The organism is Sphingomonas sp. LT1P40 (assembly GCF_036663835.1).
GTDB lineage: Bacteria > Pseudomonadota > Alphaproteobacteria > Sphingomonadales > Sphingomonadaceae > Sphingomonas.
Genome location: NZ_JAXOJT010000001.1, coordinates 706,534 through 731,104, shown reverse-complemented (window position 1 = coordinate 731,104; position 24,571 = coordinate 706,534). Strand labels below are relative to the sequence as shown.

The following is a 24,571-nucleotide window of genomic DNA, read 5'->3' as shown; positions in this document are numbered from 1 at the left end:
CAAGACGTGATCCCCCAATTCCACATTACTCCGGCGTAAGCGGACAGGGTTAAGGGCCGGTAAAAGGGTTAATGAAAACCGATCCGCTCCGGATCGAAAAAGGGGCGCCGAGACCTTGTCTCGACGCCCCGGAGTTCAGGAGGGGATGAATGCGTCACCGCACATCCGTCTGATGCCGCAATCGATGGGGTCGAACTACGGTCGAAATCAGATACTCTATTGCTTCACGACATCGCCGCGCATGGGTGCCAGCTTCGACAGGAAGCGGTTCTGCGCCGCGAACGGCACGCCCTCTGCCTTCATCGCATCCTGTAGCAGCTCGACCAGGCGATTCATGTTCGCCTGCGTCACGCCCATGTCCTTGTGCGACGTGCGCATGTCGCGGCCGGTGTAAACGCAGCCCGCGTTGAGGATGAAACAGAATTGCTCGAACAGCGTGCGCGACAGCCGGACGCGATCGAACGGTTTGAACACCTCGCCGATCTTCGGGTCGGCAAAGCTGGCGTCGAGCAGGCGATCGACGATCTTGCGAATTCCCGGCTGCCCGCCAAACGCCTTCGCCATCGCATCGCCCTCGAACGCGCGCGCGCCGGCATTGGCGGGATCGACCTTATAGGGATCGACCGCTTCCTCGCCGGGCACCGCATAGGGCGGCGGGGTTTCCTGAACGGACGTCAGAGGTGCGGCGAAAAGCAACAGCGCGGCGATCGACATGGATTGGCTCCGGAAAGAGAATCAGAAACTGCCCTGCAGCTGGAATAGCACGCCGCGCTGGCCCTTGATCGTGGCGATCGAGCCAAGGTCGGTATAGGCGATGGTCGCGGTGATGTGGCGGTTTATTGCATAGGCGACGAAGCCGTCGAACCACGCATCCTCGCGCGCGATGCCCAGATTGTCGGGCTTGGTGCGGACCTCCGCCCCCACCACCAGCTTGCGTGACAGTTGATATGCCAGCGACCCCTCTACCTGGATCGAATGTTTGTCGCTTTTGTCGCCGCCATGCCCCAGCAGGCCGAGCTGATTGGCTTTGGTCGCGCGCACCGTCACATTGGCGAGCACCGAATGGCGCAGGAACAGTTTCGTCGCGCTGGCATAGACGTCGATGCCCTCGTCGTCCGCAGCGCCAAGCGCCCGCACCAGCGCCCCGTCGAGGCTCTTCTTGTACTGCGCGCCGACGACGATGGCAGGCATCCATTCGGGACCGTAAACGACATCGCCCGCGATGCGCAGCTTGATGCCGTAAACATCCTGATCGAATTTATAGTCGTTACCGATGCCCAGTGCGCCGCCGATTTTGTTGGTGTCGAAAATCTGCCGCGCATAGCTCAGCTCGACCCGGTCGAACGCGCCGACCGCGACGGAGAAGCTACGAAAGTCGTAATCGGCCAGTTCGGCGACGGTGGCGGACGCCTGCACGCCGATCCCGTCCTCGGTTCCGTTGCCCGCGATCGTCGCCCATGGGGTCAGGCCACCGCCGGACGCGCCCTCGATCGTCGAGATGCCGTTGGTCAGGATCAACTTCCCACCCTCCCCGATTTCCTGCGCCTGTGCGGCGAGGGGGAGCAGGCAGGCGGATGCGGTGAGCGTAAGGCGTATGCTGGTCATGCCCCCCGGCTAATCGAAGTTGGTTAATAATCAGTCCATTACGGATAAAGTTTACGAAGTCTTCGCCCCTTGGCGCGCAAACACGGCGCATGAAACTGCCGATTACATTCTGCACCGCCCTATTGATGGCTGTGCCGGCCCATGCGGGCGATGTCCGCCTCCGCATCGTCGATGGCACCGGTGCGCCGGTCAGGGATGCGGTGGTCACGATCCACACGGCGCGGCCCGCCGCAGCCGGGTCGTTCAAATTCCCATGGGCAGCGGCGATGACGCAGCGCAATGTCCAGTTCGATCCGCATGTGCTGATCATACCGGTCGGGGCCGTCGTGACTTTCCCCAATTTCGACAAGGTCCGCCACCACGTCTATTCCTTCTCAAAGGCGGCGAAGTTCGAGATCAAGCTGTTCGGCCGCGACGAGAGCCGCAGCTATACGTTCAAGACGGCAGGCGCGGTCGCCATCGGTTGCAACATCCACGATGCGATGACCGGGTTCATCAAGGTCGTCGACACGCCCTATGCCAACAAGACCGCGGGCGACGGTGCGACAGTGATCGCCAGCGTCCCCGCCGGACGCACGCGGATCACGGTGTGGCATCCCCGGATGCGGGCAAAGGACCAGGAATCGACCCTCGACCTCGACGTCACCGCCGGTGATCTGTCCAAGCTGATTACGGTTTCGCTGAAATGAACCTAATCGCACGCCTGCGCCGGTTCGTGCTGGGGTCGCTCTCGGCCAAGTTGACGCTGTTCTATGCAGCGCTGTTCGCCGCGGCGACAATCCTGGTGCTTGGTGGCGCGAAGGTCGGCATCACCAGCTATGCCGAACGCATGATCGCGGGCGAGATGGAGGCGGGCGGCAAGGTGTTCGACCGCGTCGCCGCAACCCGTTACGACCAGCTCGGCGATGCCGGCCGCGTGCTCGCCGCCGATTTCGGCTTCCGCTCCGCCATCGCCACCGACGACAAGCCGACGATCGAATCCGCGCTCGATAGCCTGCGCAGCCGCCTTGGCCTCAGTCAGGCGTTTTTCGTCAGCAGCGAGGGACAGGTCGCGGGCTATCGCGGCACGCTCTCCGCGAAGGATGCCGAAACCCTGCGCGCCTCGCTCGACAATGGCGCGACGCGCGGCGTGCTGCTGCTCGGCGACCGTCGCTTCAACGCCGCCGCTGCTTCGGTCGATGTGCCGGTTACCGTTGGTTGGCTCGTGCTGGGCAACGCGCTCGACGCGCGCGAGATGGCGAACCTTTCGCGCCTTTCCGCGATCGAACTGAAGCCGCGCATCGTATCCGCCGCCGAACTCCCCGCCGGTGTTCAGCCCCATGCCACCGCCGCCGCCACCGAACGCAGCGTGAGCGGGGAGCGCGTTCTCATCCGCGCACGCCCGATCCAGTCATTCGACGCCGCCGCACCGCAAATCCTGTTGCTGGAGCACAGCCTCACGCGCGCGCTCGCTGCTTACACACCGATGTTGTGGCAGCTCGCCGCGTGCGGCCTGATCGGCGTGCTGATCGCGGTCGCGGGCAGCTGGCTGCTCGCCCGCCGCCTCAGCCGCCCGATCGCCGCGCTCGACGCCGCCGCGCGTCGCGTGTCGCAGGGCGAATATGCGCAGGTCGCGGTCGAGACTTCCGACGAAATCGGCACCCTCGCCGCCAGTTTCAACCGCATGGTCGACGATATCGGCGAACGCGAGCGCCAGATCACGCATATGGCGCTGCACGATTCGCTGACCGGCCTCGCCAACCGCACGCTGCTGCGCGAACATCTGACGACCGTGCTGTCGCGGGACAGCGGATCGACGAAACGCGCGCTGTTCTGCCTCGATCTCGACAATTTCAAGGTCGTCAACGACACGCTCGGCCATCCGACGGGCGACGCATTGCTGTGCGAGATCGCCGAACGCCTCACCGCCTTTGCCAATGGCGGATTCGTCGCGCGGCTGGGCGGGGACGAATTTGCCATCGTCATCGACGACAGCACCGGATCGCTCGACCGCAGCGCCAGCGAACTGATCCGCGCCGTCGCCAAGCCGTGCCACGTTAACGGCCACCGCATCGTGCCGGGCACCAGCATCGGCATCGCCGTGCTCGGCGTGGACGGCAACGATCCGGTTGCGCTGGTCAAGAATGCCGACCTCGCACTTTACCGCGCCAAGCATGACGGGCGCGGCGGCTTCCGCTTCTTCGAGAGTGCGATGGATGCCGAGGCACAGGCGCGTCGCCAAATGGAGCTCGACCTGCACGACGCTATCCAGAACGGCGAATTGTCGCTGATGTATCAGCCGCTGTTCAACCTCAACGAGGGTCGTGTGTCGGCGTTCGAGGCGTTGTTGCGCTGGAACCACCCCGTGCGTGGGTCGGTGTCGCCGGTCGATTTCATCCCGCTGGCCGAGGATACCGGCCTGATCATCCCGATCGGCGAATGGGTGATCCGCGAGGCATGCCGCACCGCGCGCAGTTGGCCCGACCATGTCCGCATCGCGGTCAACGTCTCCGCCGTCCAGTTCCGCAATCCGGGGCTGAACAGCGTGATTCTTCAGGCGCTGAGCGAAAGCGGCCTGCCACCCGGACGGCTTGAGCTGGAGATCACCGAAAGCCTGTTCATCGACAATGTCGAGGCGACTTTGTCTTCGCTCCACAGCCTGCGCGCGCTGGGCGTTCGCGTGGCGCTCGACGATTTCGGCACTGGCTATTCCTCGCTCAGCTATCTGCGCAGCTTCCCGTTCGACAAGATCAAGATCGACCGCAGCTTCATCATGGACCTGCTCGGCAGCGACAGCGCGACCGCGATCATCAAATCGATCACCAGCCTCGCCGAAGCGCTCGGCATGGAAACCACCGCCGAGGGGGTCGAGCATGTCGAGCAGATGGATATCCTGCGCGAACAGGGTTGCAGCCACATCCAGGGCTTCTACTTCAGCCGCCCGATCACGCCGGAGGCAGTGACGGCGATGCTGGCGGACGGGGCAAGGGAACAGGCGGCGGCCTAGCCCCCTACTCCTCCCCCATCCGTAACGCCGCGATGAACGCCTCCTGCGGGATGCTCACGCTCCCATATTCGCGCATCTTCGCCTTGCCCTTCTTCTGCTTGTCCAGCAGCTTGCGCTTGCGCGTCGCGTCGCCGCCATAGCATTTGGCGGTCACGTCCTTACGCATCGCGCTGATCGTCTCGCGCGCGATCACCTTGCCGCCGATCGCCGCCTGGATCGGGATCTTGAACAGATGCCGCGGGATCAGTTCCTTCAGCCGCTCTACCATCCCGCGCCCGCGCACCTCGGCCGTAGCGCGGTGGACGATCATGCTCAGCGCATCGACCGGCTCCTCGTTGACCAGGATGCCCATCTTGACCAGATCGCCCTCACGATAGCCGATCTGCTCGTAATCGAAGCTGGCATACCCCTTCGACAGCGACTTCAGCCGGTCGTAGAAGTCGAAAACCACTTCGTTGAGCGGCAGCTCGTACGTCGCCTGCGCCCGCCCGCCGACATAAGTCAGGTTCTTCTGAATGCCTCGCCGATCCTGGCACAGCTTCAGGATCGATCCCAGATACTCGTCGGGCACATAGATCACCGCCTGAATCCACGGCTCCGATATGCTCTCGATCTTGTTCGGCTCGGGCATGTCGGCCGGGTTGTGCAGCTCGATATGCCCCGCGCCATGCGTCAGGTCGATCTGGTACACCACCGACGGTGCGGTGGTGATCAGGTCGAGGTCATATTCGCGCGTCAGCCGCTCCTGAATGATCTCAAGATGCAACAGCCCGAGGAACCCGCAGCGGAAACCAAAGCCCAGCGCCGCCGACGTCTCCATCTCGAACGAGAAGCTGGCGTCGTTCAGCCGCAGCCGCGAAATGCTCTCCCGCAGTTTCTCGAAATCCGCCGCATCGACCGGGAACAGGCCACAGAAAACGACCGGCTGGACTTCCTTGAAGCCCTCCAGCGCCTGCAATGCCGGCCGCTTGGCATCGGTCAGCGTATCGCCGACCCGCGCCTGCGCCACTTCCTTGATCTGCGCCGTAATGAACCCGATCTCGCCGGGGCCGAGGTCCGGCAGATTCTCGATCTTCGGCCGAAACGCACCGACGCGATCAACCAGATGCGTCGTCCCCGCCGCCATGAACTTGACCTGCTGACCCTTTTTGATGACCCCGTCGATCACGCGGATCAGGATGACGACGCCCAGATACGGGTCATACCAGCTGTCCACCAGCATCGCCTTCAGCGGCGCGTCGATATCGCCCTTGGGCGGCGGAATCCGCTCGACCACGGCGTTCAGGATCTCCTCGATCCCGATGCCTGACTTGGCGCTCGCCAGCACGGCGCCCGATGCGTCGATGCCAATGATCTCCTCGATCTCGTGCCGCACCTTTTCCGGCTCGGCCGACGGCAGGTCGATCTTGTTGATGACCGGCACGATCTCATGGTCGTGCTCGATCGACTGATAGACGTTCGCCAACGTCTGTGCCTCGACCCCCTGCGCCGCGTCCACAACCAGCAGCGCGCCTTCGCACGCCGCCAGCGACCGGCTCACTTCATACGCGAAATCGACATGCCCCGGCGTGTCCATCAGGTTGAGGACATAATCCAGCCCATCCGGCCCCTTCCAGTCCAGGCGCACGGTCTGCGCCTTGATCGTGATGCCGCGTTCCTTCTCGATGTCCATATTGTCGAGCACCTGCTCGGACATTTCACGCGCGGTCAGCCCGCCGGTGCGCTGGATCAGCCGGTCGGCCAGCGTGGATTTGCCGTGATCGATATGCGCGATGATCGAAAAGTTACGGATGCGGGAAAGTTCGGTGGCCATAGACCGCGCGCGTTAGCAGGGGGAACGGCGGCTGCCTAGATGACCCAATAGCGCCCGAACCTGCTGCAGATTACGTTCCTGATGGCCGATGTGTGCGATTGCCGCATGTTCCTGAAAAATATCGAGTGCGACCTTGAAATTTCGTTCAGCTTCCTTGGCTGAAAATATTTTCCCGAAAGTCTGAGCTATTTGCAAATGCGCTAACCCAATCATCGCAAAAATCTGTCCTACGTTGATAGTTCGGGAATCAGGGCCAGCTAATTGCAGAGCGTGGCTGCCATAGGCTATAGAAATATCTAGACACCTCCTGCTCTTTCTTAAAAATCCAATCGAGCGCCACGGCATCATCATATTAGACATAGCCTGCATTTGTAACAGATCTGATCCCATAGATTTAGCAATTGCCCTTGACTCTGACAAACATATCACTGATTTTCTTAGAAGAATTATGCTATTACTCTTTTCTCCCAATGAGAAAAATCCGATTCCCATGTTATTGTAAAGAGAGCACAGCCTCCTAGGCGGACCACTTTCTCCATATGACGCAAGAAGCTTTTCATACCATTTCATAGCTTCAACGAAACTATCTGAGTTGCCTTGATAGTCTCCGTACGTTCTCAGCGCGTTACCCAAATTCTCGTAATTATTAACTGCAATAGTTTTTTCTACATCTTCTGCAACTACAATAGCCTCTCGCAGGTTACGTATTGATTCAAGCAAATCACCCCTGTCATATGACAGGGTAGATCGCCTTCTATACGCAATCCCTAAGTTTGCCTTGATATTGCACCATTTTTTTAAATCTACCGATTTGTATAAAATTTCTAGATTATTCAGTATATCAATAGATTCATTAATTTCATAAAGTGATGAAACTCCACCTGTATTCATTAGGCATATTGAAAGTTGATTTTCAACCTCATGCGCCCTTTCAGGATATTTCAAGCAATGCCGACGCAAATCCCTCCAGCGTGAAATGCATTCTTTCCTGATAATTTCGTCGAGATTTGTTTGAGAAAGTTCGTAGTATATATATGCAGCGCTAAATTTTAGATCGATAGTTACATATTCCGACGATGAGTATTTTGTAGCATCGTCATACAATGCAATTGATTCAATATATTTTCCTGATAGTTTAGCATTCTCTGCACGCACTACAGTATGTGATAAAATTTCTGACTGAATAATTCTATCTTTTTTCTTTAAATTGTCGATTATTTCACCAAATAATATATCTACTTGGGAAAAATTTCCTTTATCCGTTTCAAACTTTGCTTGAGCAAGCAGATCATCATTTCGACCATCGGCTTCGATTCCCGCTATCCTAACGCGCTGCTCTCGCCATTCGGTAACTTTCTTGAGCAAATACTCCCGGAGATTCTCAATATTGTCGATATGGCTCTCCTCACCATACGCATCGGCCAGAGAGCGCAACACTTCGAACGAAGCCTGCTCACCCACACCCTGATTTAATATTACTTGGCGCAATAACGCCGTCACTTCACTGTGATTTTCTCGAGCTTCGGACCGTAATTCGGCAAGCTCTTCGTCCATTTCCGCAAGCACGATGGACTGTTGCATCGCAAGTGCCGTTACCTCGTTCAACCGCTCGAATGCAAGGGTACGAAACACTTCGCCCTTGTCGCTGACCTCTCGGGAAAAAAAGAGGACAAAGGTCGCCGCCCAACCTGGCTTGCTCGCATGGCCTTTACGAAACACTGTACGTAGCTCGTCGGTCAAGGGCTCGCCCATTACCCCTTCTATTCGTTCAATCACTAGCTCAACAACTACGGCATCTGGATCGGCGTCCTCACAATAGATATTCTCTATCAAACGCGTCAGTTCGGCTTCAGGGAAGTGATCCCCCTCGACGCGAAATGCCGTCAACGCCGGATCGCGGACGGCTTTCTTCAGCGCCTTCAAGGCTCTGTAATCTTCTGGAGACATTGCCGCACGTTTGGCTAAGCCTGCCATGATCTGAACCGATTTGAGCCAAGCGTCATGGGTCGCACGCAGCACATCATGGTTCTTCGGAGTCTGTGTGCGCTTCAAAGCGCTCGCTAGTTTGCGCCCGCCGGCCATCGCTGCTGCATCTGCACGATTGCCGATCAGTCCCCAGACACAACCTGCTGCAATACTCGTCAACGTAAAAGGATCGGCCAATGAATACTCCCTTTCTCTATCTTTAACCGACTGCGCCATTGCTCGAATGCCAGTCAGGAAATCGAGTTGCATCTTATCGATAAGCACGCCACCCTCGACTATGCCTACTCTCCTCGTCCTTCTCGCCTGCCTGATCGCCGCTCCCGCGCTGGTAAAGGACCCGCCAATCTATGTCGTCCGCCATTTCGACACTCCGGCGGGCGAACGTGATCCCAATCTCCTCCCCGCCGGCAAGACCCGCGCAGAAAAGCTGGCCAAATGGTTCAGGGGCAAGAAGCTCAAGGCGATCTATGTCAGCGACTATAAACGCACCCGCCAGACCGCCGCCCCGCTCGCCGCGGCCAAAGGCGTCACCGTCGAAACCTATGATCCCAAGGGTTCGCCCGCAATCGTCGCGCGCGCAAAGGCCGCTAAAATCCCCGTGCTGATCGTCGGCCACAGCAACACCGTCCCCGATATCGTCGAGCAGCTCGGCGGCACCCGCCCCGCCGATCTGAGGCACGAGGATTTCGGTGACGTCTGGACCGTGCGCGGCGGCAAGTCGAAACGCGCCAAGATCAATCCCTAACCCCCGCATATTTCGCATGACGTCCCCGTAATGGTTTTGGTAAGACCCGTCTCAGGGGAGGGCGCAAGCCTTCAAAGTGTCAGAGCGTATCAGTGGTTGGATGGTGTCTGCTGCGGCAGAATCGTCAGCACGGCTTCGGGGCGTCGCCCCGCCAAGGGAGGAATATTCATGCGTATCGTTCGGAATCTCGTCGCCGCCACCGCGCTTGCCGGAATGGCTGCCGGTCCCATCGCTGCTTCGGCACAGACCGCGACCTCGTCGTCAGGCAAAACCTATCGTGACGGCACGACCAAGGGCGCATCGTCGGGCCGCCGCGATCAGGAACGCGGCCAGCGCGATATTCCGCGCTGCACCCGCAACCTCGGCACCGTCGCCATCGTCGAGCCGGACAATCAATGGTGGCGTGAATTCAACCTGGGCAGCCCGGAGGCGATCCTGAAGGTGTTCATTCAGCAGTCCGGCTGCTTCACGATGGTCAATCGCGGCCGCGCGATGCAGAGTCGCGCGATGGAGCGCGCGCTGCAGGAACAGGGCGAGATGCAGAAGGGCCAGAATATCGGCAAGGGGCAGGTCCGCACCGCCGACTATTTCCTGCAACCCGACATCGTCTCCGGTAACAGGGATTCGGGCGGCAGCGCGGTCGGTGCCGGGATCGGTGGTCTGCTCGGCCGTCGCGGCGGCGTGCTCGGCGGCATCGGCGCGATCGCCGGGGGCATGAAGATCAGCAAGAAGGAAGCCAGCGTCACGCTGTCGATGGTCGATGCCCGCACGACCGAAGAAAAGGCGCTGACCGAGGGTTATGCGCGCAAGACGGACGTCGGCTTTGGCGGCGGCGCAGCGGCCGGCTGGGGCAGCGGCATCGCCGCAGCCGGTGGCGGCGGCTATCAGAACACCGAAATCGGCCAGGTCATCGTACTCGCCTATCTCGATGCCTATACGAAGCTGGTGTACGAACTCGGCGGCCTGCCCGACAGTGCAGCCGCTGCGGCCCCGCCCGCCAAGCGCAAGTAAGACGCAATCCTTTCTTCAGCCCCTCCCGCCTTCGCGGGAGGGGTTGGGGAGGGTCTTTTTCTTTGAGACTGCACGACACGCCATCAATCCCCTGCACGGTCTGGCGTTTCGGGCGTCGCCGGGGCAGGATGGCTGAAACGATCCGGGAAAGACCCATGCGCCGCCTGATCCTTGCCGCCGCCATTTTGTCGCTGGTGCTGCCCGCCGCCGCACGCGACCTGCTGCTGGTCGGCAACAAGGGTGAGGACACGTTCGGCATCTACGACCTCGCCGACGGCAAACAGCTTGCCAAAATCCCGACCGGTGCCCAGCCGCACGAAATCGCGGTGATCGGCGACGGCACCAAGGCGGCGGTGGTGTCCTATGGCGGCGAGACGATCGACATCATCGACCTGGCACCGCTGGGCAAGGTCGCGACCATCCAGCTGACCCCCAACAAGCGCCCGCACGGACTGCTCTGGATGCCAAAAAGCGAGCGCCTGATCGCCACGACCGAGGGCAGCAATTCGGTCGCCATCGTCGAACCGGACGGCAGCATAACCTCGATCGCCACCGGACAGGTCGGGTCGCACATGGTCGCGCTGCTGGGCGAAGAACGCGCCTTTATCGCCAATATCGGCTCCGGCACCGTCAGCGTGCTCGATCTGAAAGCCAATATCAAGCTCCGCGACCTCACCACCGGCGGCAAGCCGGAGGGCATTGCGGTCGCCGGCGGCAAAGTCTTCGTCGGCGACCTCACCGCGCCGCGCGTGACCGTGTTCGACGCCGCAACCTATGAGAAGATCGGCGAACTGGCGGTTGGCGGCAATGCGATCCGCGTCATCGCCAGCCCCGATGGCAAGACCGTCGCCACCAGCAATGTCGACAAGGGCAGCGTGACGCTGATCGATGTCGCCACCCATTCGGTGTTGCGCACCCTCCCCGTCTCCAGCGATCCCCAGACGGCGCAGGTCACGTTGATCTGGTCCAACGACGGCCAGAAGCTTTACGCAGCGGAGACTGCGCGCAATCAGGTCGCCGAGATCGATGTGGCGAGCGGCAAGGTCCTGCGCCGCATCGATGTCGGCAAGAATGGCGACGGGCTGGCGGTGACGACTTTACCCTAACGCCGCCAGCACGCTCTCCCACCGCGCCTCGCCTTCACCGCGCACCAGCACCCACGGCACCCCGCGCCGTTCCAGTTCCGCCTTTGACAGATCGAAAAATCGCTGCCGCGCCTCGACCGTGCCGAACATCCGCGTGCCATCCGCGACCCATGGCAAGTCGATGTCGAACAACAGATACAGGTCCGCCGTCCCGACCCAAGCGTCGAACCACGGGTCACGTTCCCCGAACAACATGTCCGCCCACACCGCCGTCATCAGCGGATCGGTGTCCAGGATCAGCGGCTCGATCCCCGCCGTCAGCATCGTGCGCACTCCGGCATCGTGAGTCTTCGCAATCTCGACCAGATCGCGCATCGTAAAGTCGATCCCACGCGCCTCGGCATATTCGCGGCCATATTCCTCGACCACTTCCCCACCCAGATGCGCGGCAAGGCGCGGCGCGATGCTGGACTTGCCGGTGCTCTCGGGGCCATGAAGGCAAATGGTTTTCAGGGTCACGCCGCCATCCCCCGCCGATACGCACGATGCCAGTCGATCAGGCCCCAGATCGCCAGTCCCAGCAACACCGCATAAACCCCGGACGTCAGCCACAACCCGCGCGCCGCGAACAACGGCACCGCGACGATATCAACCACGATCCACAACACCCAATTCTCCAGATAGCGCCGCGACAACAGCAATTGCGCGGCGACGCTGGTGATCGCCACCCCGGCATCCCACCACGGCAGGGATGCATCGGTAAAGCGGTGCATCAGCGCGCCCCAGCCCCAGATCGCCAGACCGCACCCGACGATCCACGCCGCCCGCATCTGCCATGACAGGGCCAGCACGACCACCTCACCCACATCGGCCTGTGACCGCCGCCAGTTGAACCAGCCATAGAGGTTGAGGATCAGGAAAAACCCCTGCAGCAGCATGTCGCTGTACAGCTTCGCGTCCAGAAACAGGCTTGCGTAGAGCGCCACGGCGACGATCCCGAACGGATAATTCCACACGCTGCGCCGCGCGACGAACGCGATGTTGGTCAGCACGAACAGCGCCGCAAGAATCTCGATCGGGTTCACGCCGCGCCCCTTGCCGCAGGATGCCGCCAAGGTCGAGAGGGATGCGACCCGCTTGCCCTTCGCCCGATCCGCGCTACGCTTCCGTTTCAGGGTGCGGCACCGGCCCGCGCCCCCACCCGGCCACCCAACGCCAGTACCCTATGGGTGGCCGGGTGGGGGAGCGGGCCGGTGCCGCCTCCGCGCGCCGCAAGGCGCGCCAACAAAAGGCAGAGGAGCCACTATGCGGCATATCGCGGTGATCGGATCGGGACCGGCGGGCTATTACACCGCCGAAGCCGCGCAGAAGCAGTTTGGGGACGATGTCCGCGTCGATATCATCGACCGCCTGCCCGTGCCGTTCGGCCTGATCCGCACCGGGGTCGCGCCCGATCATCAGTCGATCAAGGGCGTCTCACGCCGCTACGAAGCGACCGCGTTGACCGACAATGTCCGCTTCGTCGGCAACATTTCGGTCGGCGATCAGGTGACGATTCCAGAACTGCTCGAACTCTACGATGCAGTCGTCCTCGCCACCGGCGCTCCGCGCGATCGCGCGCTCGAGGTGCCGGGGGCCGATTTACCCGGCGTGGTCGGCTCCGCCGCGTTCGTCGGCTGGTATAATGGCCACCCCGATTTCGCTGCGCTCGCGCCGCCCCTCGACGGCCCCGGCGCGGTGGTGATCGGCAACGGCAATGTCGCGCTGGATGTCGCCCGCGTGCTGGCCAAGACACAGGGGGAATTCGCCGGATCGGATATCGTCAATCACGCATTGTCCGCGCTCGACGCGTCGCACGTCACCACCATCACGCTGCTGGGCCGTCGCGGTCCGCATCAGATCAATATGACGCCCAAGGAACTGGGCGAGCTCGGCCACCTCGAACGCGCCGCCCCGGTGGTCGAGGCCGACGACTTCCCGCCCGAACTCGACGATGCGATGCTCGAGCCCGGTCAGCGCAAATCGATCACCCATCTGCGCAACTTCGCCGCCACGCCCGTCGATAAGCCGGTCCATATCGTCTTCGACTTCTTCGCCATGCCGGTCGCGGTCGAGGGCGACGGCAAGGTCGAGCGCGTCATCGTCGAACGCACCCGGCTGGACGAGCGCGGCGCGGCGGTCGGCACGGGCGAGACCTATGCCCTCCCCGCCAGCCTGGTCATCAGCTGTATCGGCTATCGCACGCCGCCGATCGACGGTGTCCCCTATGACGACCGCGCCGGGCGCTTTGCAAATGACGAAGGTCGCGTGATGCCCGGCCTCTATGCCGTCGGCTGGGCGCGACGCGGCCCGACCGGCACGATCGGCACCAACCGCCCCGACGGCTTCGCCATCATCGAAAAGATCGCCGAGGACACGCGCGGCGACAGCCGCAAGGCCGGCCGCACCGGCCTCGACGCGCTGCTGGCGGCGCGCGGCGCGGACGTCGTCACCTTCCGCGACTGGCAAAAGATCGAAGCCGCCGAAATCGCCAACGCCCGCGACGGCGCACCGCGTGAGAAATTCACCAGCATCGAGGCCATGCTGGCAGCACGCGGCACCTGAAAACCCTCTCCCCTTGGGAGAGGGAGGAAGCCGCCAACGGCGGCGGAAGGGTGAGGGCATATGGATAGAGTGCAGCCTTCCCCACCCGCTTGCACACCCGTCACTGCCTCGTTATACGCGCGCCTCCAAGCGACCGCCGGTCCGCCCGCCCGGGGCATTTTTCGAGGACGCGGCACTCCGTCGGGGAGTAGCTCAGCCTGGTAGAGCACTGCCTTCGGGAGGCAGGGGCCGGAGGTTCGAATCCTCTCTCCCCGACCATCTGGAAGGATCCGGTCGCAGCTTTCGCACTGGAAGGCGCAAGTTGCGCATTCGTAACTTGCGCGAACCGGTGCCTTCGGCGTATTTTGATACCGAAGAGGATTTCGCCCATGACGCTTGCTCTCGCGCCTTCGCCTGATCGCTTTTCCATCCTGACCATTTCCGATGCCAATGGCGCGACCCCGGCATGGAACGCCCGATTCGGCTGGCCCAGCGCCGGTGACAGCCATCTGGCATTCGATTTCGACCGCGCCGGACAGCGCAGCATCTGGGCGGCGCAGCTCGACGCCGCCGTGCTGCGCGCCGACCGCGCGGTGCTGATCGTGGCGGAGGGTCTGGGCTGTCACGCCGCGTCATGGTGGGCACGCCTCTCGCCGTCGCATTATGTGTCGCGCGTCGCGGGTGCCCTGTTGTTCGATCCCGACATGGCCGACGAAGCCGATATCCGGCGCGGTCAGTTCGCCTCGCCCCGCACCGCCCTGCCCTTTCCCTCGATGGTCGTCGCGGATCGTCTGCCCGGCAGCGACCCTGCCGCGTTCGGTCCGCTCGCCGATGGCTGGGGCAGCCGCCTCGTCGCCGGAAACCGCCAGCGATCGCGTATCCAGCCGGCCTGGCGCAACGCGCAGCGGCTGGTCGAGCGCCTGACCGCCGCGGTCGTCGCGCATGACGTCGACCGCGCATTGGCGTTGCGCGGACGCAGAGACTAACGCGCTCCCACCGATTTAATTTCAGGATTTTTTGATGACCCGGGCACCGAACTGCGCGTCGCTCGTTGCGCGCGCATGAAACTCCATATCCGCGCCCATCTCGACTATAATTTCGCCACGCCGTCGGACGTCCTGATCCAGCTCGAGGCCGCTGCGATCCCCGAACAGGTCATCGAATCCGCGAACCTCAACCTGTCCAGTTGCGAGCATTTCGCCCGTGTCCCCGCGCAGGATGCGATCGGCGAACGCATCTGGCTGCGTGCCGAAGGGCAGCTGACGGTGGATTACGAAGCCACCGTCAGCATTCAACGGCTGGTGCGCGATTGCAGCACGCTCCCCCGCGTCGAGCCGCGTTTCCTGCCGGGTGAAACCGTCCAGTATCTGATGGCGTCGCGCTATTGCCCGTCCGACCAGTTCGAGAAGTTCGTCGATGCCGAATTCGACCATCTCGACGGCGGCGCACGGATCATGGCGATGCGCGACTGGATCGAAACCAACTTCACCTACAGTTCGGGCAGCAGCACGGCGGAAACCACCGCGCTCGACACCTTCGTCCGGCGTGAAGGCGTGTGCCGCGATTACGCGCATGTCCTCATCACCCTCGCCCGCGCCTCCGGCATCCCGGCGCGCATCGCCAGCGTCTATGCGCTGGGTGTCGAGCCACAGGATTTCCATGCCGTCGCCGAAGTATTCATCGGCAATGAATGGCATCTGGTCGATCCCACCGGCATGGCCAGCGAAGCGAACATGGCCAAGATCGGCATCGGCCGCGATGCCGCCGACGTGTCGTTCCTCACCTCCTACGGCAACGCCGATTTCAACAACCAGTGGGTTCAGGTGACGGCGGTTTGAAACAAATCCTCCCCGACACGGGGAGGATTTGATGCCTACAACCCCTCGCCCCCCACCCACTGCGCATTCGACAGCCGCCGCGCGACATCCCATGTCTGCCGCCGGATATCGGGCACCGCGACGATCTCCCAGAACGCCCCGCGCGTCATCGGTCCGAGTGCATAGAGCCGCTCGCTCGGTCGCCCGTTCACGTCGATCACCTCGCCGACGCCGTTGACGTCGATCCCCAGATTACCCGCATCGGGCCGGATCGCCCCACGGTCGCGCAGCGCCACCAGCAACGGATCTGCGGTACGCGACAAATCGCCCAGCGGCCCGGTACAATTGACGATCCGCCGCACGTTCATCGTCTCCGCCGCATCCGCCCCACGCGGTCGCCAACTCATGGCTACCTCGCCCTCACGCGCCGCAAAGCCGAGCGTCTTGCCAGCCACCACGCGCAACCGTCCGCTGTCGCCCATCGCCGCCAGCCGATCCGCCACCTGCGGTGCCAGCCGGTGCCGATGCACATCCCACCACGGGCGCAGATGCCGCAGGAACCGCCCCCGCTCCGCCTCGCTGGCATTCGCCCACATCGGCTGGGTAAAGGGCCGCAACTCGTCCACCGCCGCACGCCAGCCAATCGCATCGGCCCGCGCCCGAACCTGTGCCAACAGCGCCGACGCGACCGTCCCAGGCCGCTCCTCGATCCGCTCCCACTCGCCACCGCTCGCATGCCGACGCGGCAGCAGCCCGCGCCGCGACAGCGCGACGATCCGTCCGGTAAAGCCGCATGCGTCGAGCATCAGCGCGACGTCCACCATCGTCAACCCGGTGCCGATCACCAGCACCGTGTCATCCGCCGTCAGCCCCTCGGCCACATCTCCAGCCCACGGATCCCCCTTGTAGAGATCGTCCGACAGTGCCCCCGCATCCAGCCCCGGCGGATCATGTGTTGGCAGATTGCCGACCGCCAACACCGCCCCATCCGCCGCCAACGCGCTGCCATCCGCCAGCGTCAGCGCGACGCCCGCATCATGCTCGACCGCATCGACCACTTCGCCATAGTGCACCGTCAGCCGACCCTCGCTCAGCGCGATCGCGCCCTGCAAAATCTCGCGCAGATACACGCCGAATGTCACGCGCGACGCGAATACATGCGCCGCATCCACCACCCCGCGCGCCTCCAGCCAGCGCACGAAATGCCCCGGATCGTCGGGAAACGCGCTCATATTGCCAGCGCGCACGTTCAGCACATGGCTGGGATGCGCCGCGCCATAGGCCAACCCTTCCCCCGCCTGCGCGCCCCGCTCGATCAGCGTCGCGCGCGGCCCCTTGTGCCGCAGCAAGTTGATCGCCTGCAACGTCCCCGAAAAGCCCGCGCCGATGATCGCGACATGCTCGATTCCGGCCACCCTTATATCTCGTATTCGATCTGCCACTCCGGCTCGGCAAAGGCGGGGCGCTTCTCCGCGAACGCCGGTTGCCGCGCCTTCATCCGCCCGTACGCGCCTTCACCGTGTCACTCGCGGTCCGCACGAACAGCGCCGGGATCACCGCATGGACGATGCACGCGAGGCCACCAACCACCATGTGCGCGCCAAACCCGGCGGCGGTCGTGAAATGCTCGCCATAGCTCTCCCCCACCTCACGCGGGTGGCGCAGCAGCAGCCGGTCGATCATGCTTCGTCTCCTGGAGCATTGGATGGGGTAAAATCCTCGACCAGCTCATAATGGCCAGCCGGAAAAACCTGTCGCGCAATGGTGACGGGCGTCGGGCCGCGCCACGTCCAGCGCTCGATCTGCAAGCAGGGCGATCCGGCGGCGATGTTCAGATGCCGCGCCGCCACACCCTCCGCGCCGACCGCTGCGATCCGGTGCCGCGCCTCGGTCCACGGCACATTCGCCAGCAGCCACGCGCCCGGCGCAACCGCCTCGAAATCGGCGGTCTCCGCCCCCGGTGCGACCGCCAGATCGAGCCAGCGGGCTTCCCATCCGAACGGTGTTGCCCCGGCATGGTGCACGCCCGACAGGGCCAGCCAACACCCGCCCGCGCGCGCCGGAAACCCCTCGGGTGCGCGGCGCTCCAGCTCGACCGACAGCAATTCCCAGCGGTAGACCTCACCCCGCGCCGCAATCAGCGCGCCGATATCGGGCACCCCGACCACCGCCGTGCGGATCTGCGGCTTCGCCACGAAGCTGCCGGCACGCCGCTTGCGCTCGATCAGCCCGTCCAGCGCCAGCCGCGACAATGCCTTGTTCGCCGTAGCCCGCGCACAGCCATAGCTCGCCACCAGTTCATGCTCGAACGGCACCTTCGTCCCCGGCGCCCATTCGCCTGATCGGATGCGCTGCTCGATATCGCCGCGAATGCGCGCCTCGACGCTCATGCCAGCAACCTCGCCAGCGCCGCCCGATAGCGCGCCGCAATCGCCTGCGCGTTCCAATGCCGCCCGCCCTCGACGTGCTTCACGCCGGCCCGCCACACACAGTCCACACCTGCGCGGCTGGCGAACACCCAGCTATCGATCAGCGCATCACCCTTGCGGTCGGCGAACGCCACATCGTCACGGTTCAGCGAAACGATATCCGCCGGACGCCCGACGGCCAGTCCCGTCACGGCCCCCAGCGACTGCCCACCGCCAGCCACTGCCGCCGCAAACAGCCGCGCGCCGGTCGCCGGACGATTCGCGCCCGCCAGCACATTGCGCGCCCGCCGCGTCAACCTTTGCCCATATTCCAGCAACCGCAGCTCCTCCGCCGCATCGACTCGCACGTTGGAATCGCTGCCGATCCCGATCGCCCCGCCGCTATCCAGAAACAGCGATGCTGGAAACACGCCATCGCCCAGATTGGCCTCGGTCACCGGACACAACCCGGCGACCGCGCCGCTGCGCACGATGCCCGCAACCTCAATCGCCTCAACATGCGTCGCATGCACAAGCGTCCAGCGCGCATCGACCGGCATCTCGTGGAGCAGCCACCGCACGGGGCGCTTGCCGCTCCAGGCGGCGCAATCGTCCACCTCGCGCACCTGCTCCGCAATATGGATATGCACCGGGCCTCCCAACGGCAGGATCGCCCGCAATTCTTCCGCCGTCACCGCGCGCAGACTGTGCGGCGCGACCCCGATCACGCCGTCCGGCGGCAATATCGCACCCGCCCGCTCGACCAGCGTTGCAAACCCGTCGACATCATTCACGAACCGCCGCTGCGCCTCGCCCGCAGGCTGCCCGCCAAACCCGCCATGCGCATAAAACACCGGCAGCAGCGTCAGCCCGATCCCCGCAATCTCCGCCGCCGCCGCAACTCGCCCGGACATCTCCGCAACGTCATCAAACCGCGACCCGTCCGGCGCATGATGCAGGTAATGAAACTCGCCAACGCGCGTGAACCCGGCCTCCAGCATCTCGGCATAGGCCTGCGCCGCAATCGCCTCGCATTCCTCCGGCCCAATCCGCGCGACGAAGCGATACATCAACTCGCGCCACGACCAGAAATCATCGTCCCCGGCCCCGCGCACTTCTGCCAGCCCCGCCATCGCGCGCTGAAACGCATGGCTGTGGACATTGGGCATCCCCGGCAGCGCCACGAAATGCCGCTCATCGCCCGGTGCGGGATCAACCCCGACTGCGACCCGCTCGATCTGCCCGCCGGCCAACGTCAGGCGAACCCGATCAGCCCAACCGGCCTCCAACAGCGCAGACTCGAACCATAGCGTCATACGATTATGTCTAGACATATAAGCGGCAATGTCCAACCATGATGCGCATGGGGACTCCGGCTGACAAACTATGGCGTAACGCCCGCCTTGCGACGATGATTGGCGACGGACTCGGCATCGTCGAGAACGGCGCAATCGCGGCGACCGGCGACACGATCAGCTATGCCGGCCCCTCCACGGACGCCCCCGATGCCGCCGAAATCATCGATTGCGAGGGCCGCTGGATCACTCCCGGCCTGATCGACTGTCACACCCATCTGGTCCACGCCGGGAGCCGTGCAAAGGAATTCGAAGCCCGCCTCAACGGCGCAACCTATGAGGAAATCGCGCGAGCAGGCGGCGGCATCCTCTCCACCGTCACCGCCACCCGCGCCGCCAGCGAGGACGATCTCGTCGCCACCGCCCTCCCCCGCCTCGACCAGCTCATCGGGGAAGGCGTGACGACGGTCGAGATCAAGTCCGGCTATGGTCTCACGCTTGAAGACGAACTAAAAATGCTCCGCGCCGCCCGCCGCCTCGCCACCGAGCGCACGGTCAAGGTCCGCACCACCCTCCTCGCCGCCCACGCTGTCCCTCCCGAATATCGCGGCAATGCCGAAGCCTATGTCGACCTGATCGTCCACGACATCATCCCCGCCGCCACCGGCCTCGCCGACGCGGTCGACGCCTATTGCGAGGGGATTGGCTTTAGCGTCGAGCAGGTCGACCGCATCTTCACCGCCGCCCGCACCCACGGCCTCCCCGTAAAACTCCACGCCGAACAACTCTCCAACCTCCACGGCGCGGCCCTCGCCGCACGCCACCACGCCCTCTCCGCCGACCATCTCGAATATCTCGACGCGGCGGGCATCGCGGCGATGGCCGCATCCGGCACCGTCGCCACCCTGCTCCCCGGCGCCTTCTACTTCACCCGTGAGACCCAAAAACCCCCAATCGAAGCCCTGCGCGCCGCCCGCGTGCCCATCGCCCTCGCCACCGACTGCAACCCCGGCACCTCGCCAATGGCCTCGCTCCTGCTCGCCGCGAACATGGGCGCGACCTTCTTCCGCCTGACTGTCACCGAATGCCTGCGCGGCATCACCGTCAACGGCGCGAGTGCACTCGGCCTCCAGAATACAGGCACATTGGAGGTCGGCAAAACCGCCGACCTCGCCATCTGGAACATCACCGACCCCTCCGAACTCGTCTATCGCATCGCCGCCAACCCCCTCCACGTACGAGTCTTCGCAGGCCAATGATCCTTCCCGGCAACACTCCGCTCAGCACCTGGCGCGCCATCTATCGCGGCGAGCCCGCCCCGCTCGACCTCTCATGCCACGACAGGATCGCCGCCAGCGCCGACGCGGTTCAAGCCATCCTGTCGCGCCACGAACCCGTCTACGGCATCAACACCGGCTTCGGAAAACTCGCCAGCGTCCGCATCGGCGACGAAGACCTCGAAACCCTTCAGCGCAACATCGTGCTCAGCCACGCGGCCGGCGTCGGCGACCCCATGCCCGCCCCGGTCGTCCGCCTGATGATCGCGCTCAAACTCGCCAGCCTCGCCCAAGGGCATAGCGGCGTGAAGCCCGCGACCATCGCGATGCTTCAGGACATGCTCGACCGCGGCATCACCCCCGTCATCCCGGCACAGGGATCGGTCGGTGCCAGCGGCGATCTCGCCCCGCTCGCCCACCTCGCCGCCGCGATGATCGGCGTCGGCGAAGTCGATATGGGCCCGCAACGCCTCCCCGCCAAAACCATGCTCGGCGCGCTCACCCTCGGACCCAAGGAAGGCCTCGCGCTCCTCAACGGCACGCAATTCAGCACCGCCTACGCCCTCGCCGCGCTGTTCGAGACCGAGCGCATGTTCCGCGCCGCGCTTGTCACCGGCGCACTAGCGACCGAAGCCGCCAAAGGCTCCGACACCCCCTTCGACCCCCGCATCCACGCGCTTCGCGGCCATCGCGGCCAGATCGAGGTCGCGCAGACCCTCGCCACCCTGATGTCCGGCTCCGCCATCCGCGCCAGCCACGCGATCGACGACGAACGCGTGCAGGACCCCTACTGCCTGCGCTGCCAGCCGCAGGTCATGGGCGCGTGCCTAGACCTGATCCGACAGGCCGCAACCACCCTCGCCATCGAATCCAATGGCGTCACCGACAATCCACTGATCTTCCCGGACACCGGTGAGGCCCTGTCCGGTGGCAATTTCCACGCCGAACCCGTCGCCTTCGCCGCCGACATGCTCGCGCTCGCCATCTGCGAGATCGGCAGCATCACCGAACGCCGCATCGCCATGCTGGTCGATCCCGCCCTCTCCGGTCTCCCCGCGTTTCTCACCCCGCGCCCGGGTCTCAACTCCGGCTTCATGATCCCGCAAGTCACCGCCGCCGCCTTGGTCAGCGAAAACAAGCAACGCGCAACCCCCGCCAGCGTCGATTCGATCCCCACCAGCGCCAATCAGGAGGATCACGTCTCGATGGCCGGCCACGGCGCGCGCCGCCTGCTGGAGATGACCGCCAACCTCTCCCACATCATCGGCATCGAATATCTCGCCGCCGCACAGGGCTGTGACTTCCACGCCCCGCTCACCTCCAGCGAGCCGCTCGAAGCCGCGCGCGCCCTGCTCCGCGAACAAGTCCCCCACCTCGAAGACGACCGTCACTTCGCCCCCGACATCGCCACCGCCACCGCGCTCGTCCGCAGCGGCGCGCTGGGCGAGGGTTTGCCGGACCTCCTGCCATGATCCTCACCATCCGCAACGACGGCCCGCTGATCGTCAGCATCCCCCATGCCGGGCTCGAACTCCCGGAAGAGATCGCACCCAAACTCGTCTCGCCGAAACGCGCCCGCTATGACGCCGACCTCTATATCGACGAACTCTACGCCTTCGCCTTCACGCTCGGCGCGACCATCGTCCGCACCACCACCTCCCGCACCGCGATCGACGTCAACCGCGACCCCAGCGGCGTGACCCTCTATCCCGGCCAGTTCACCACCGGCCTCTGCCCCACCGAAACCTTCGACGGCCTCCCCCTCTACCGCCCCGGCCACGAGCCCGACGCCGCCGAAATCGCCCGCCGCCGCACGGCATATTTCGACCCGTACCACGCCGCCTTGACCGCCGAGATCGCGCGCCTCAAATCCCGCCACGCCGCGATCGTCCTCTACGAAGCCCATTCGATCCGCAGCACCGTCCCGCGCCTGTTCGACGGCCGCCTCGCTGAATTCAACATCGGCACCAACAGCGGTCAGTCCTGCGCCCCCGAACTCCCGCAATCCATCGCCGCAATCTGTGCCCGGCAGGAACGCAGCCACGTGGTCGATGGCCGCTTCAAGGGCGGCTGGACCACGCGCCATTACGGCCAATCCGCCACCGGCGTCCACGCGATCCAGATGGAACTCGCGATGCGCACCTATCTGGAGGAAGTACCAGAGGCCGACTGGCCCCCGCCCTGGGACCCCGTCATCGCCGCCGGTGCGCAAATGACGCTCCGCCCGATCCTCACCGCTGCCCTAAATTTCGCGAGCGCCCAGCTATGACCAGCAGAACCGACAACAGCCGCCGCATCAAGGCCGCCACCGGCACCACGCTATCCGCCAAAAGCTGGCTCACCGAAGCCCCCTTGCGCATGCTGATGAACAACCTCGACGCCGAGGTTGCCGAAGCGCCCGAATCCCTCGTCGTCTATGGCGGCATCGGCCGCGCCGCACGCGACTGGGACAGCTATGACCGCATCGTCACCGCACTGCGCAACCTCGACGACGATCAGACCCTGCTCGTTCAGTCCGGCAAGCCCGTTGGCGTGTTCCGCACCCATGCCGACGCCCCGCGCGTCCTGATCGCAAACTCCAACCTCGTCCCCAAATGGGCGACGTGGGAGCATTTCCACGAACTCGATCGCAAGGGGCTGGCGATGTACGGCCAGATGACCGCCGGATCGTGGATCTATATCGGCACACAGGGCATCGTTCAGGGCACATACGAAACCTTCGTCGAGGTCGGTCGCCAGCATTTCGGCGGTGACCTGTCCGGCAAATGGATCCTCAGCGCCGGCCTCGGCGGCATGGGCGGCGCACAACCGTTGGCGGCGACGATGGCGGGCGCGTCGTGCCTCGCGATCGAATGCCAGCCCAGCCGGATCGAGATGCGCCTGAAAACCCGCTATCTCGATCACAGCGCCACCAGCATCGACGAAGCGCTCGACATCATCCGCACCTCGCCCACCCCCGTTTCGGTCGGCCTGCTCGGCAACGCGGCGGAAATCCTCCCCGAACTCGTCCGGCGCGGCATCCGCCCCGATGTCGTGACCGATCAGACCAGCGCACACGATCCCATCAACGGCTACCTCCCCGCAGGCTGGACCCTCGACCAGTGGTTCACCAAGCGCGAAACCGCGCCCCACGAAGTGGAGGTCGCCGCCCGCGCGTCAATGGCCACCCACGTCCGCGCCATGCTCGATTTCCACGCGCAGGGCATTCCCACGCTCGACTACGGCAACAACATCCGTCAGATCGCGAAGGACGCGGGCGTCGAGAACGCTTTCGCCTTTCCCGGCTTCGTCCCCGCCTATATCCGCCCGCTCTTCTGCCGCGGCATCGGCCCGTTCCGATGGGCCGCACTGTCGGGCAATCCGGAGGACATCTACAAGACCGATGCGAAGGTGAAGGAACTCCTCCCCGACAACCATCACCTCCACAACTGGCTCGACATGGCGCGCGAACGCATCGCGTTTCAGGGGCTGCCCGCCCGCATTTGCTGGGTCGGCCTGGGCGACCGCCACCGCCTCGCGCTCGCCTTCAACGACATGGTCGCGAGGGGCGAACTCGAAGCCCCCATCGTCATCGGCCGCGACCACCTCGACAGCGGCTCCGTCGCCAGCCCGAACCGCGAAACCGAAGCAATGCTGGACGGCAGCGACGCCGTCTCCGACTGGCCGCTCCTGAACGCCCTCCTCAACACCGCCAGCGGTGCTACCTGGGTCTCCCTCCACCACGGCGGCGGCGTCGGCATGGGCTATTCCCAGCACAGCGGGATGGTCATCGTCGCGGACGGCACGGCGGATGCGGCACGGCGGCTGGAGCGTGTGCTGTGGAACGACCCCGCGATGGGCGTGATGCGGCACGCCGATGCCGGGTATGACATCGCCAAGGACTGCGCGCGGGAAATGGGGCTGGATTTGCCGGGGATATTGTAGGGATTAGCAATCAAATACCTCTCCCCCACCCCCGTC

At 64.0% G+C, this 24,571-nt stretch carries 22 protein-coding genes and 1 tRNA gene; 13 read left to right on the top strand and 10 right to left on the bottom strand.

What is annotated here, in order from left to right; translation table 11 throughout:
• Positions 1-216 precede the first annotated feature (216 nt).
• Both U1702_RS03425 and U1702_RS03420 read right to left on the bottom strand, forming a co-directional pair.
• Complete coding sequence (locus U1702_RS03425) at positions 217-714, bottom strand: group I truncated hemoglobin (RefSeq protein ID WP_332722067.1); 498 nt, start codon at positions 712-714, stop codon at positions 217-219.
• Between the two features lie 21 nt (positions 715-735).
• The gene (locus U1702_RS03420) at positions 736-1,605 is read right to left on the bottom strand and encodes a DUF3034 family protein (protein ID WP_332722065.1); all 870 of its coding nucleotides are present in this window, start codon (positions 1,603-1,605) and stop codon (positions 736-738) included.
• Positions 1,606-1,730: 125 nt separating this feature from the next.
• Between U1702_RS03420 and U1702_RS03415 the strand changes: the two genes are divergently transcribed.
• Together U1702_RS03415 and U1702_RS03410 are read left to right on the top strand one after the other, a co-directional pair.
• Positions 1,731-2,294, top strand: a complete 564-nt coding sequence (locus U1702_RS03415) for a methylamine utilization protein (RefSeq protein WP_332722064.1) — start codon at positions 1,731-1,733, stop codon at positions 2,292-2,294.
• Complete coding sequence (locus tag U1702_RS03410; RefSeq protein WP_332722063.1) at positions 2,291-4,591, top strand: putative bifunctional diguanylate cyclase/phosphodiesterase; 2,301 nt, start codon at positions 2,291-2,293, stop codon at positions 4,589-4,591. The genes U1702_RS03415 and U1702_RS03410 overlap by 4 nt, the downstream gene beginning before the upstream one ends.
• A gap of 4 nt (positions 4,592-4,595) precedes the next feature.
• Here U1702_RS03410 and lepA read toward each other — a convergent pair whose 3' ends face one another.
• Together lepA and U1702_RS03400 are read right to left on the bottom strand one after the other, a co-directional pair.
• Entirely contained in the window at positions 4,596-6,404 is a 1,809-nt protein-coding gene (lepA, locus tag U1702_RS03405) for a translation elongation factor 4 (protein ID WP_332722061.1), read from the bottom strand.
• Between the two features lie 12 nt (positions 6,405-6,416).
• Entirely contained in the window at positions 6,417-8,654 is a 2,238-nt protein-coding gene (locus U1702_RS03400) for a hypothetical protein (protein ID WP_332722059.1), read from the bottom strand.
• A gap of 13 nt (positions 8,655-8,667) precedes the next feature.
• Between U1702_RS03400 and U1702_RS03395 the strand changes: the two genes are divergently transcribed.
• The 3 genes from U1702_RS03395 to U1702_RS03385 all read left to right on the top strand — a co-directional run bounded on the left by U1702_RS03395 (position 8,668) and on the right by U1702_RS03385 (position 11,252).
• Positions 8,668-9,135 (top strand): SixA phosphatase family protein, encoded by a 468-nt coding sequence (locus tag U1702_RS03395; RefSeq protein WP_332722057.1) that lies wholly within the window; start codon positions 8,668-8,670, stop codon positions 9,133-9,135.
• Between the two features lie 168 nt (positions 9,136-9,303).
• The gene (locus tag U1702_RS03390) at positions 9,304-10,146 is read left to right on the top strand and encodes a CsgG/HfaB family protein (RefSeq protein ID WP_332722055.1); all 843 of its coding nucleotides are present in this window, start codon (positions 9,304-9,306) and stop codon (positions 10,144-10,146) included.
• A gap of 155 nt (positions 10,147-10,301) precedes the next feature.
• Entirely contained in the window at positions 10,302-11,252 is a 951-nt protein-coding gene (locus U1702_RS03385; protein WP_332722053.1) for a YncE family protein, read from the top strand.
• Here U1702_RS03385 and U1702_RS03380 read toward each other — a convergent pair.
• Together U1702_RS03380 and pnuC are read right to left on the bottom strand one after the other, a co-directional pair.
• Positions 11,244-11,750, bottom strand: a complete 507-nt coding sequence (locus U1702_RS03380; protein WP_332722051.1) for an AAA family ATPase — start codon at positions 11,748-11,750, stop codon at positions 11,244-11,246. The two genes, U1702_RS03385 and U1702_RS03380, sit on opposite strands and share 9 nt — an antisense overlap.
• Positions 11,747-12,316 (bottom strand): nicotinamide riboside transporter PnuC, encoded by a 570-nt coding sequence (pnuC, locus tag U1702_RS03375; protein ID WP_332722050.1) that lies wholly within the window; start codon positions 12,314-12,316, stop codon positions 11,747-11,749. Before pnuC ends, U1702_RS03380 begins: the two co-directional genes overlap by 4 nt.
• 220 nt (positions 12,317-12,536) lie before the next feature.
• Here pnuC and U1702_RS03370 point away from each other — a divergent pair, with 220 nt between their 5' ends.
• The 4 genes from U1702_RS03370 (at position 12,537) to U1702_RS03355 (ending at position 15,652) form a co-directional block, all read left to right on the top strand.
• Positions 12,537-13,835 carry an FAD-dependent oxidoreductase gene (locus U1702_RS03370; protein WP_332722048.1) on the top strand — a complete coding sequence of 433 codons (1,299 nt, stop codon included), beginning with the start codon at positions 12,537-12,539 and terminating at the stop codon, positions 13,833-13,835.
• Positions 13,836-14,016: 181 nt separating this feature from the next.
• Positions 14,017-14,093: transfer RNA gene (locus U1702_RS03365), tRNA-Pro, on the top strand.
• 110 nt (positions 14,094-14,203) lie between these two features.
• The gene (locus tag U1702_RS03360) at positions 14,204-14,800 is read left to right on the top strand and encodes an alpha/beta hydrolase (RefSeq protein WP_332722046.1); all 597 of its coding nucleotides are present in this window, start codon (positions 14,204-14,206) and stop codon (positions 14,798-14,800) included.
• Between the two features lie 75 nt (positions 14,801-14,875).
• Complete coding sequence (locus tag U1702_RS03355; RefSeq protein WP_332722044.1) at positions 14,876-15,652, top strand: transglutaminase-like domain-containing protein; 777 nt, start codon at positions 14,876-14,878, stop codon at positions 15,650-15,652.
• Positions 15,653-15,687: 35 nt separating this feature from the next.
• Here the strand turns inward: U1702_RS03355 and U1702_RS03350 are convergent, their stop codons facing one another.
• From U1702_RS03350 to U1702_RS03335, 4 genes are all read right to left on the bottom strand, one after another.
• The gene (locus U1702_RS03350) at positions 15,688-17,046 is read right to left on the bottom strand and encodes an FAD/NAD(P)-binding protein (RefSeq protein WP_332722042.1); all 1,359 of its coding nucleotides are present in this window, start codon (positions 17,044-17,046) and stop codon (positions 15,688-15,690) included.
• Positions 17,047-17,125: 79 nt separating this feature from the next.
• The gene (locus U1702_RS03345) at positions 17,126-17,314 is read right to left on the bottom strand and encodes a DUF6356 family protein (protein WP_332722040.1); all 189 of its coding nucleotides are present in this window, start codon (positions 17,312-17,314) and stop codon (positions 17,126-17,128) included.
• On the bottom strand, positions 17,311-18,021 hold the full coding sequence (hutC, locus tag U1702_RS03340) for a histidine utilization transcriptional repressor HutC (RefSeq protein ID WP_332722039.1): 711 nt from the start codon (positions 18,019-18,021) through the stop codon (positions 17,311-17,313). The genes U1702_RS03345 and hutC overlap by 4 nt, the downstream gene beginning before the upstream one ends.
• Positions 18,018-19,355 carry a formimidoylglutamate deiminase gene (locus tag U1702_RS03335; protein WP_332722037.1) on the bottom strand — a complete coding sequence of 446 codons (1,338 nt, stop codon included), beginning with the start codon at positions 19,353-19,355 and terminating at the stop codon, positions 18,018-18,020. The genes hutC and U1702_RS03335 overlap by 4 nt, the downstream gene beginning before the upstream one ends.
• A 47-nt stretch (positions 19,356-19,402) precedes the next feature.
• On the opposite strand from U1702_RS03335, the gene hutI reads away from it, so the two are divergent.
• The 4 genes from hutI to hutU are packed head-to-tail and all read left to right on the top strand — an operon-like array spanning position 19,403 to position 24,535.
• A complete protein-coding gene (hutI, locus tag U1702_RS03330; RefSeq protein WP_332722035.1) occupies positions 19,403-20,593 on the top strand; it encodes an imidazolonepropionase in 1,191 nt (396 codons plus the stop codon).
• The gene (gene hutH / locus U1702_RS03325; RefSeq protein WP_332722033.1) at positions 20,590-22,083 is read left to right on the top strand and encodes a histidine ammonia-lyase; all 1,494 of its coding nucleotides are present in this window, start codon (positions 20,590-20,592) and stop codon (positions 22,081-22,083) included. The genes hutI and hutH overlap by 4 nt, the downstream gene beginning before the upstream one ends.
• Positions 22,080-22,880 carry an N-formylglutamate deformylase gene (hutG, locus tag U1702_RS03320; RefSeq protein ID WP_332722031.1) on the top strand — a complete coding sequence of 267 codons (801 nt, stop codon included), beginning with the start codon at positions 22,080-22,082 and terminating at the stop codon, positions 22,878-22,880. Before hutH ends, hutG begins: the two co-directional genes overlap by 4 nt.
• Positions 22,877-24,535, top strand: coding sequence for a urocanate hydratase (gene hutU / locus U1702_RS03315; RefSeq protein ID WP_332722029.1), 1,659 nt, complete (start codon positions 22,877-22,879; stop codon positions 24,533-24,535). Before hutG ends, hutU begins: the two co-directional genes overlap by 4 nt.
• Positions 24,536-24,571: the final 36 nt, after the last annotated feature.

What these genes read in the sequence shown, in the direction of transcription:
- U1702_RS03425 (WP_332722067.1), bottom strand. Translation starts at nt 714, where the DNA reads ATGTCGATCGCCGCGCTGTTGCTTTTCGCCGCACCTCTGACGTCCGTT.
- U1702_RS03420 (WP_332722065.1), bottom strand. Translation starts at nt 1,605, where the DNA reads ATGACCAGCATACGCCTTACGCTCACCGCATCCGCCTGCCTGCTCCCC.
- U1702_RS03415 (WP_332722064.1), top strand. Translation starts at nt 1,731, where the DNA reads ATGGCTGTGCCGGCCCATGCGGGCGATGTCCGCCTCCGCATCGTCGAT.
- U1702_RS03410 (WP_332722063.1), top strand. Translation starts at nt 2,291, where the DNA reads ATGAACCTAATCGCACGCCTGCGCCGGTTCGTGCTGGGGTCGCTCTCG.
- lepA (WP_332722061.1), bottom strand. Translation starts at nt 6,404, where the DNA reads ATGGCCACCGAACTTTCCCGCATCCGTAACTTTTCGATCATCGCGCAT.
- U1702_RS03395 (WP_332722057.1), top strand. Translation starts at nt 8,668, where the DNA reads ATGCCTACTCTCCTCGTCCTTCTCGCCTGCCTGATCGCCGCTCCCGCG.
- U1702_RS03390 (WP_332722055.1), top strand. Translation starts at nt 9,304, where the DNA reads ATGCGTATCGTTCGGAATCTCGTCGCCGCCACCGCGCTTGCCGGAATG.
- U1702_RS03385 (WP_332722053.1), top strand. Translation starts at nt 10,302, where the DNA reads ATGCGCCGCCTGATCCTTGCCGCCGCCATTTTGTCGCTGGTGCTGCCC.
- U1702_RS03370 (WP_332722048.1), top strand. Translation starts at nt 12,537, where the DNA reads ATGCGGCATATCGCGGTGATCGGATCGGGACCGGCGGGCTATTACACC.
- U1702_RS03360 (WP_332722046.1), top strand. Translation starts at nt 14,204, where the DNA reads ATGACGCTTGCTCTCGCGCCTTCGCCTGATCGCTTTTCCATCCTGACC.
- U1702_RS03355 (WP_332722044.1), top strand. Translation starts at nt 14,876, where the DNA reads ATGAAACTCCATATCCGCGCCCATCTCGACTATAATTTCGCCACGCCG.
- U1702_RS03345 (WP_332722040.1), bottom strand. Translation starts at nt 17,314, where the DNA reads ATGATCGACCGGCTGCTGCTGCGCCACCCGCGTGAGGTGGGGGAGAGC.
- hutC (WP_332722039.1), bottom strand. Translation starts at nt 18,021, where the DNA reads ATGAGCGTCGAGGCGCGCATTCGCGGCGATATCGAGCAGCGCATCCGA.
- U1702_RS03335 (WP_332722037.1), bottom strand. Translation starts at nt 19,355, where the DNA reads ATGACGCTATGGTTCGAGTCTGCGCTGTTGGAGGCCGGTTGGGCTGAT.
- hutI (WP_332722035.1), top strand. Translation starts at nt 19,403, where the DNA reads ATGGGGACTCCGGCTGACAAACTATGGCGTAACGCCCGCCTTGCGACG.
- hutH (WP_332722033.1), top strand. Translation starts at nt 20,590, where the DNA reads ATGATCCTTCCCGGCAACACTCCGCTCAGCACCTGGCGCGCCATCTAT.
- hutG (WP_332722031.1), top strand. Translation starts at nt 22,080, where the DNA reads ATGATCCTCACCATCCGCAACGACGGCCCGCTGATCGTCAGCATCCCC.
- hutU (WP_332722029.1), top strand. Translation starts at nt 22,877, where the DNA reads ATGACCAGCAGAACCGACAACAGCCGCCGCATCAAGGCCGCCACCGGC.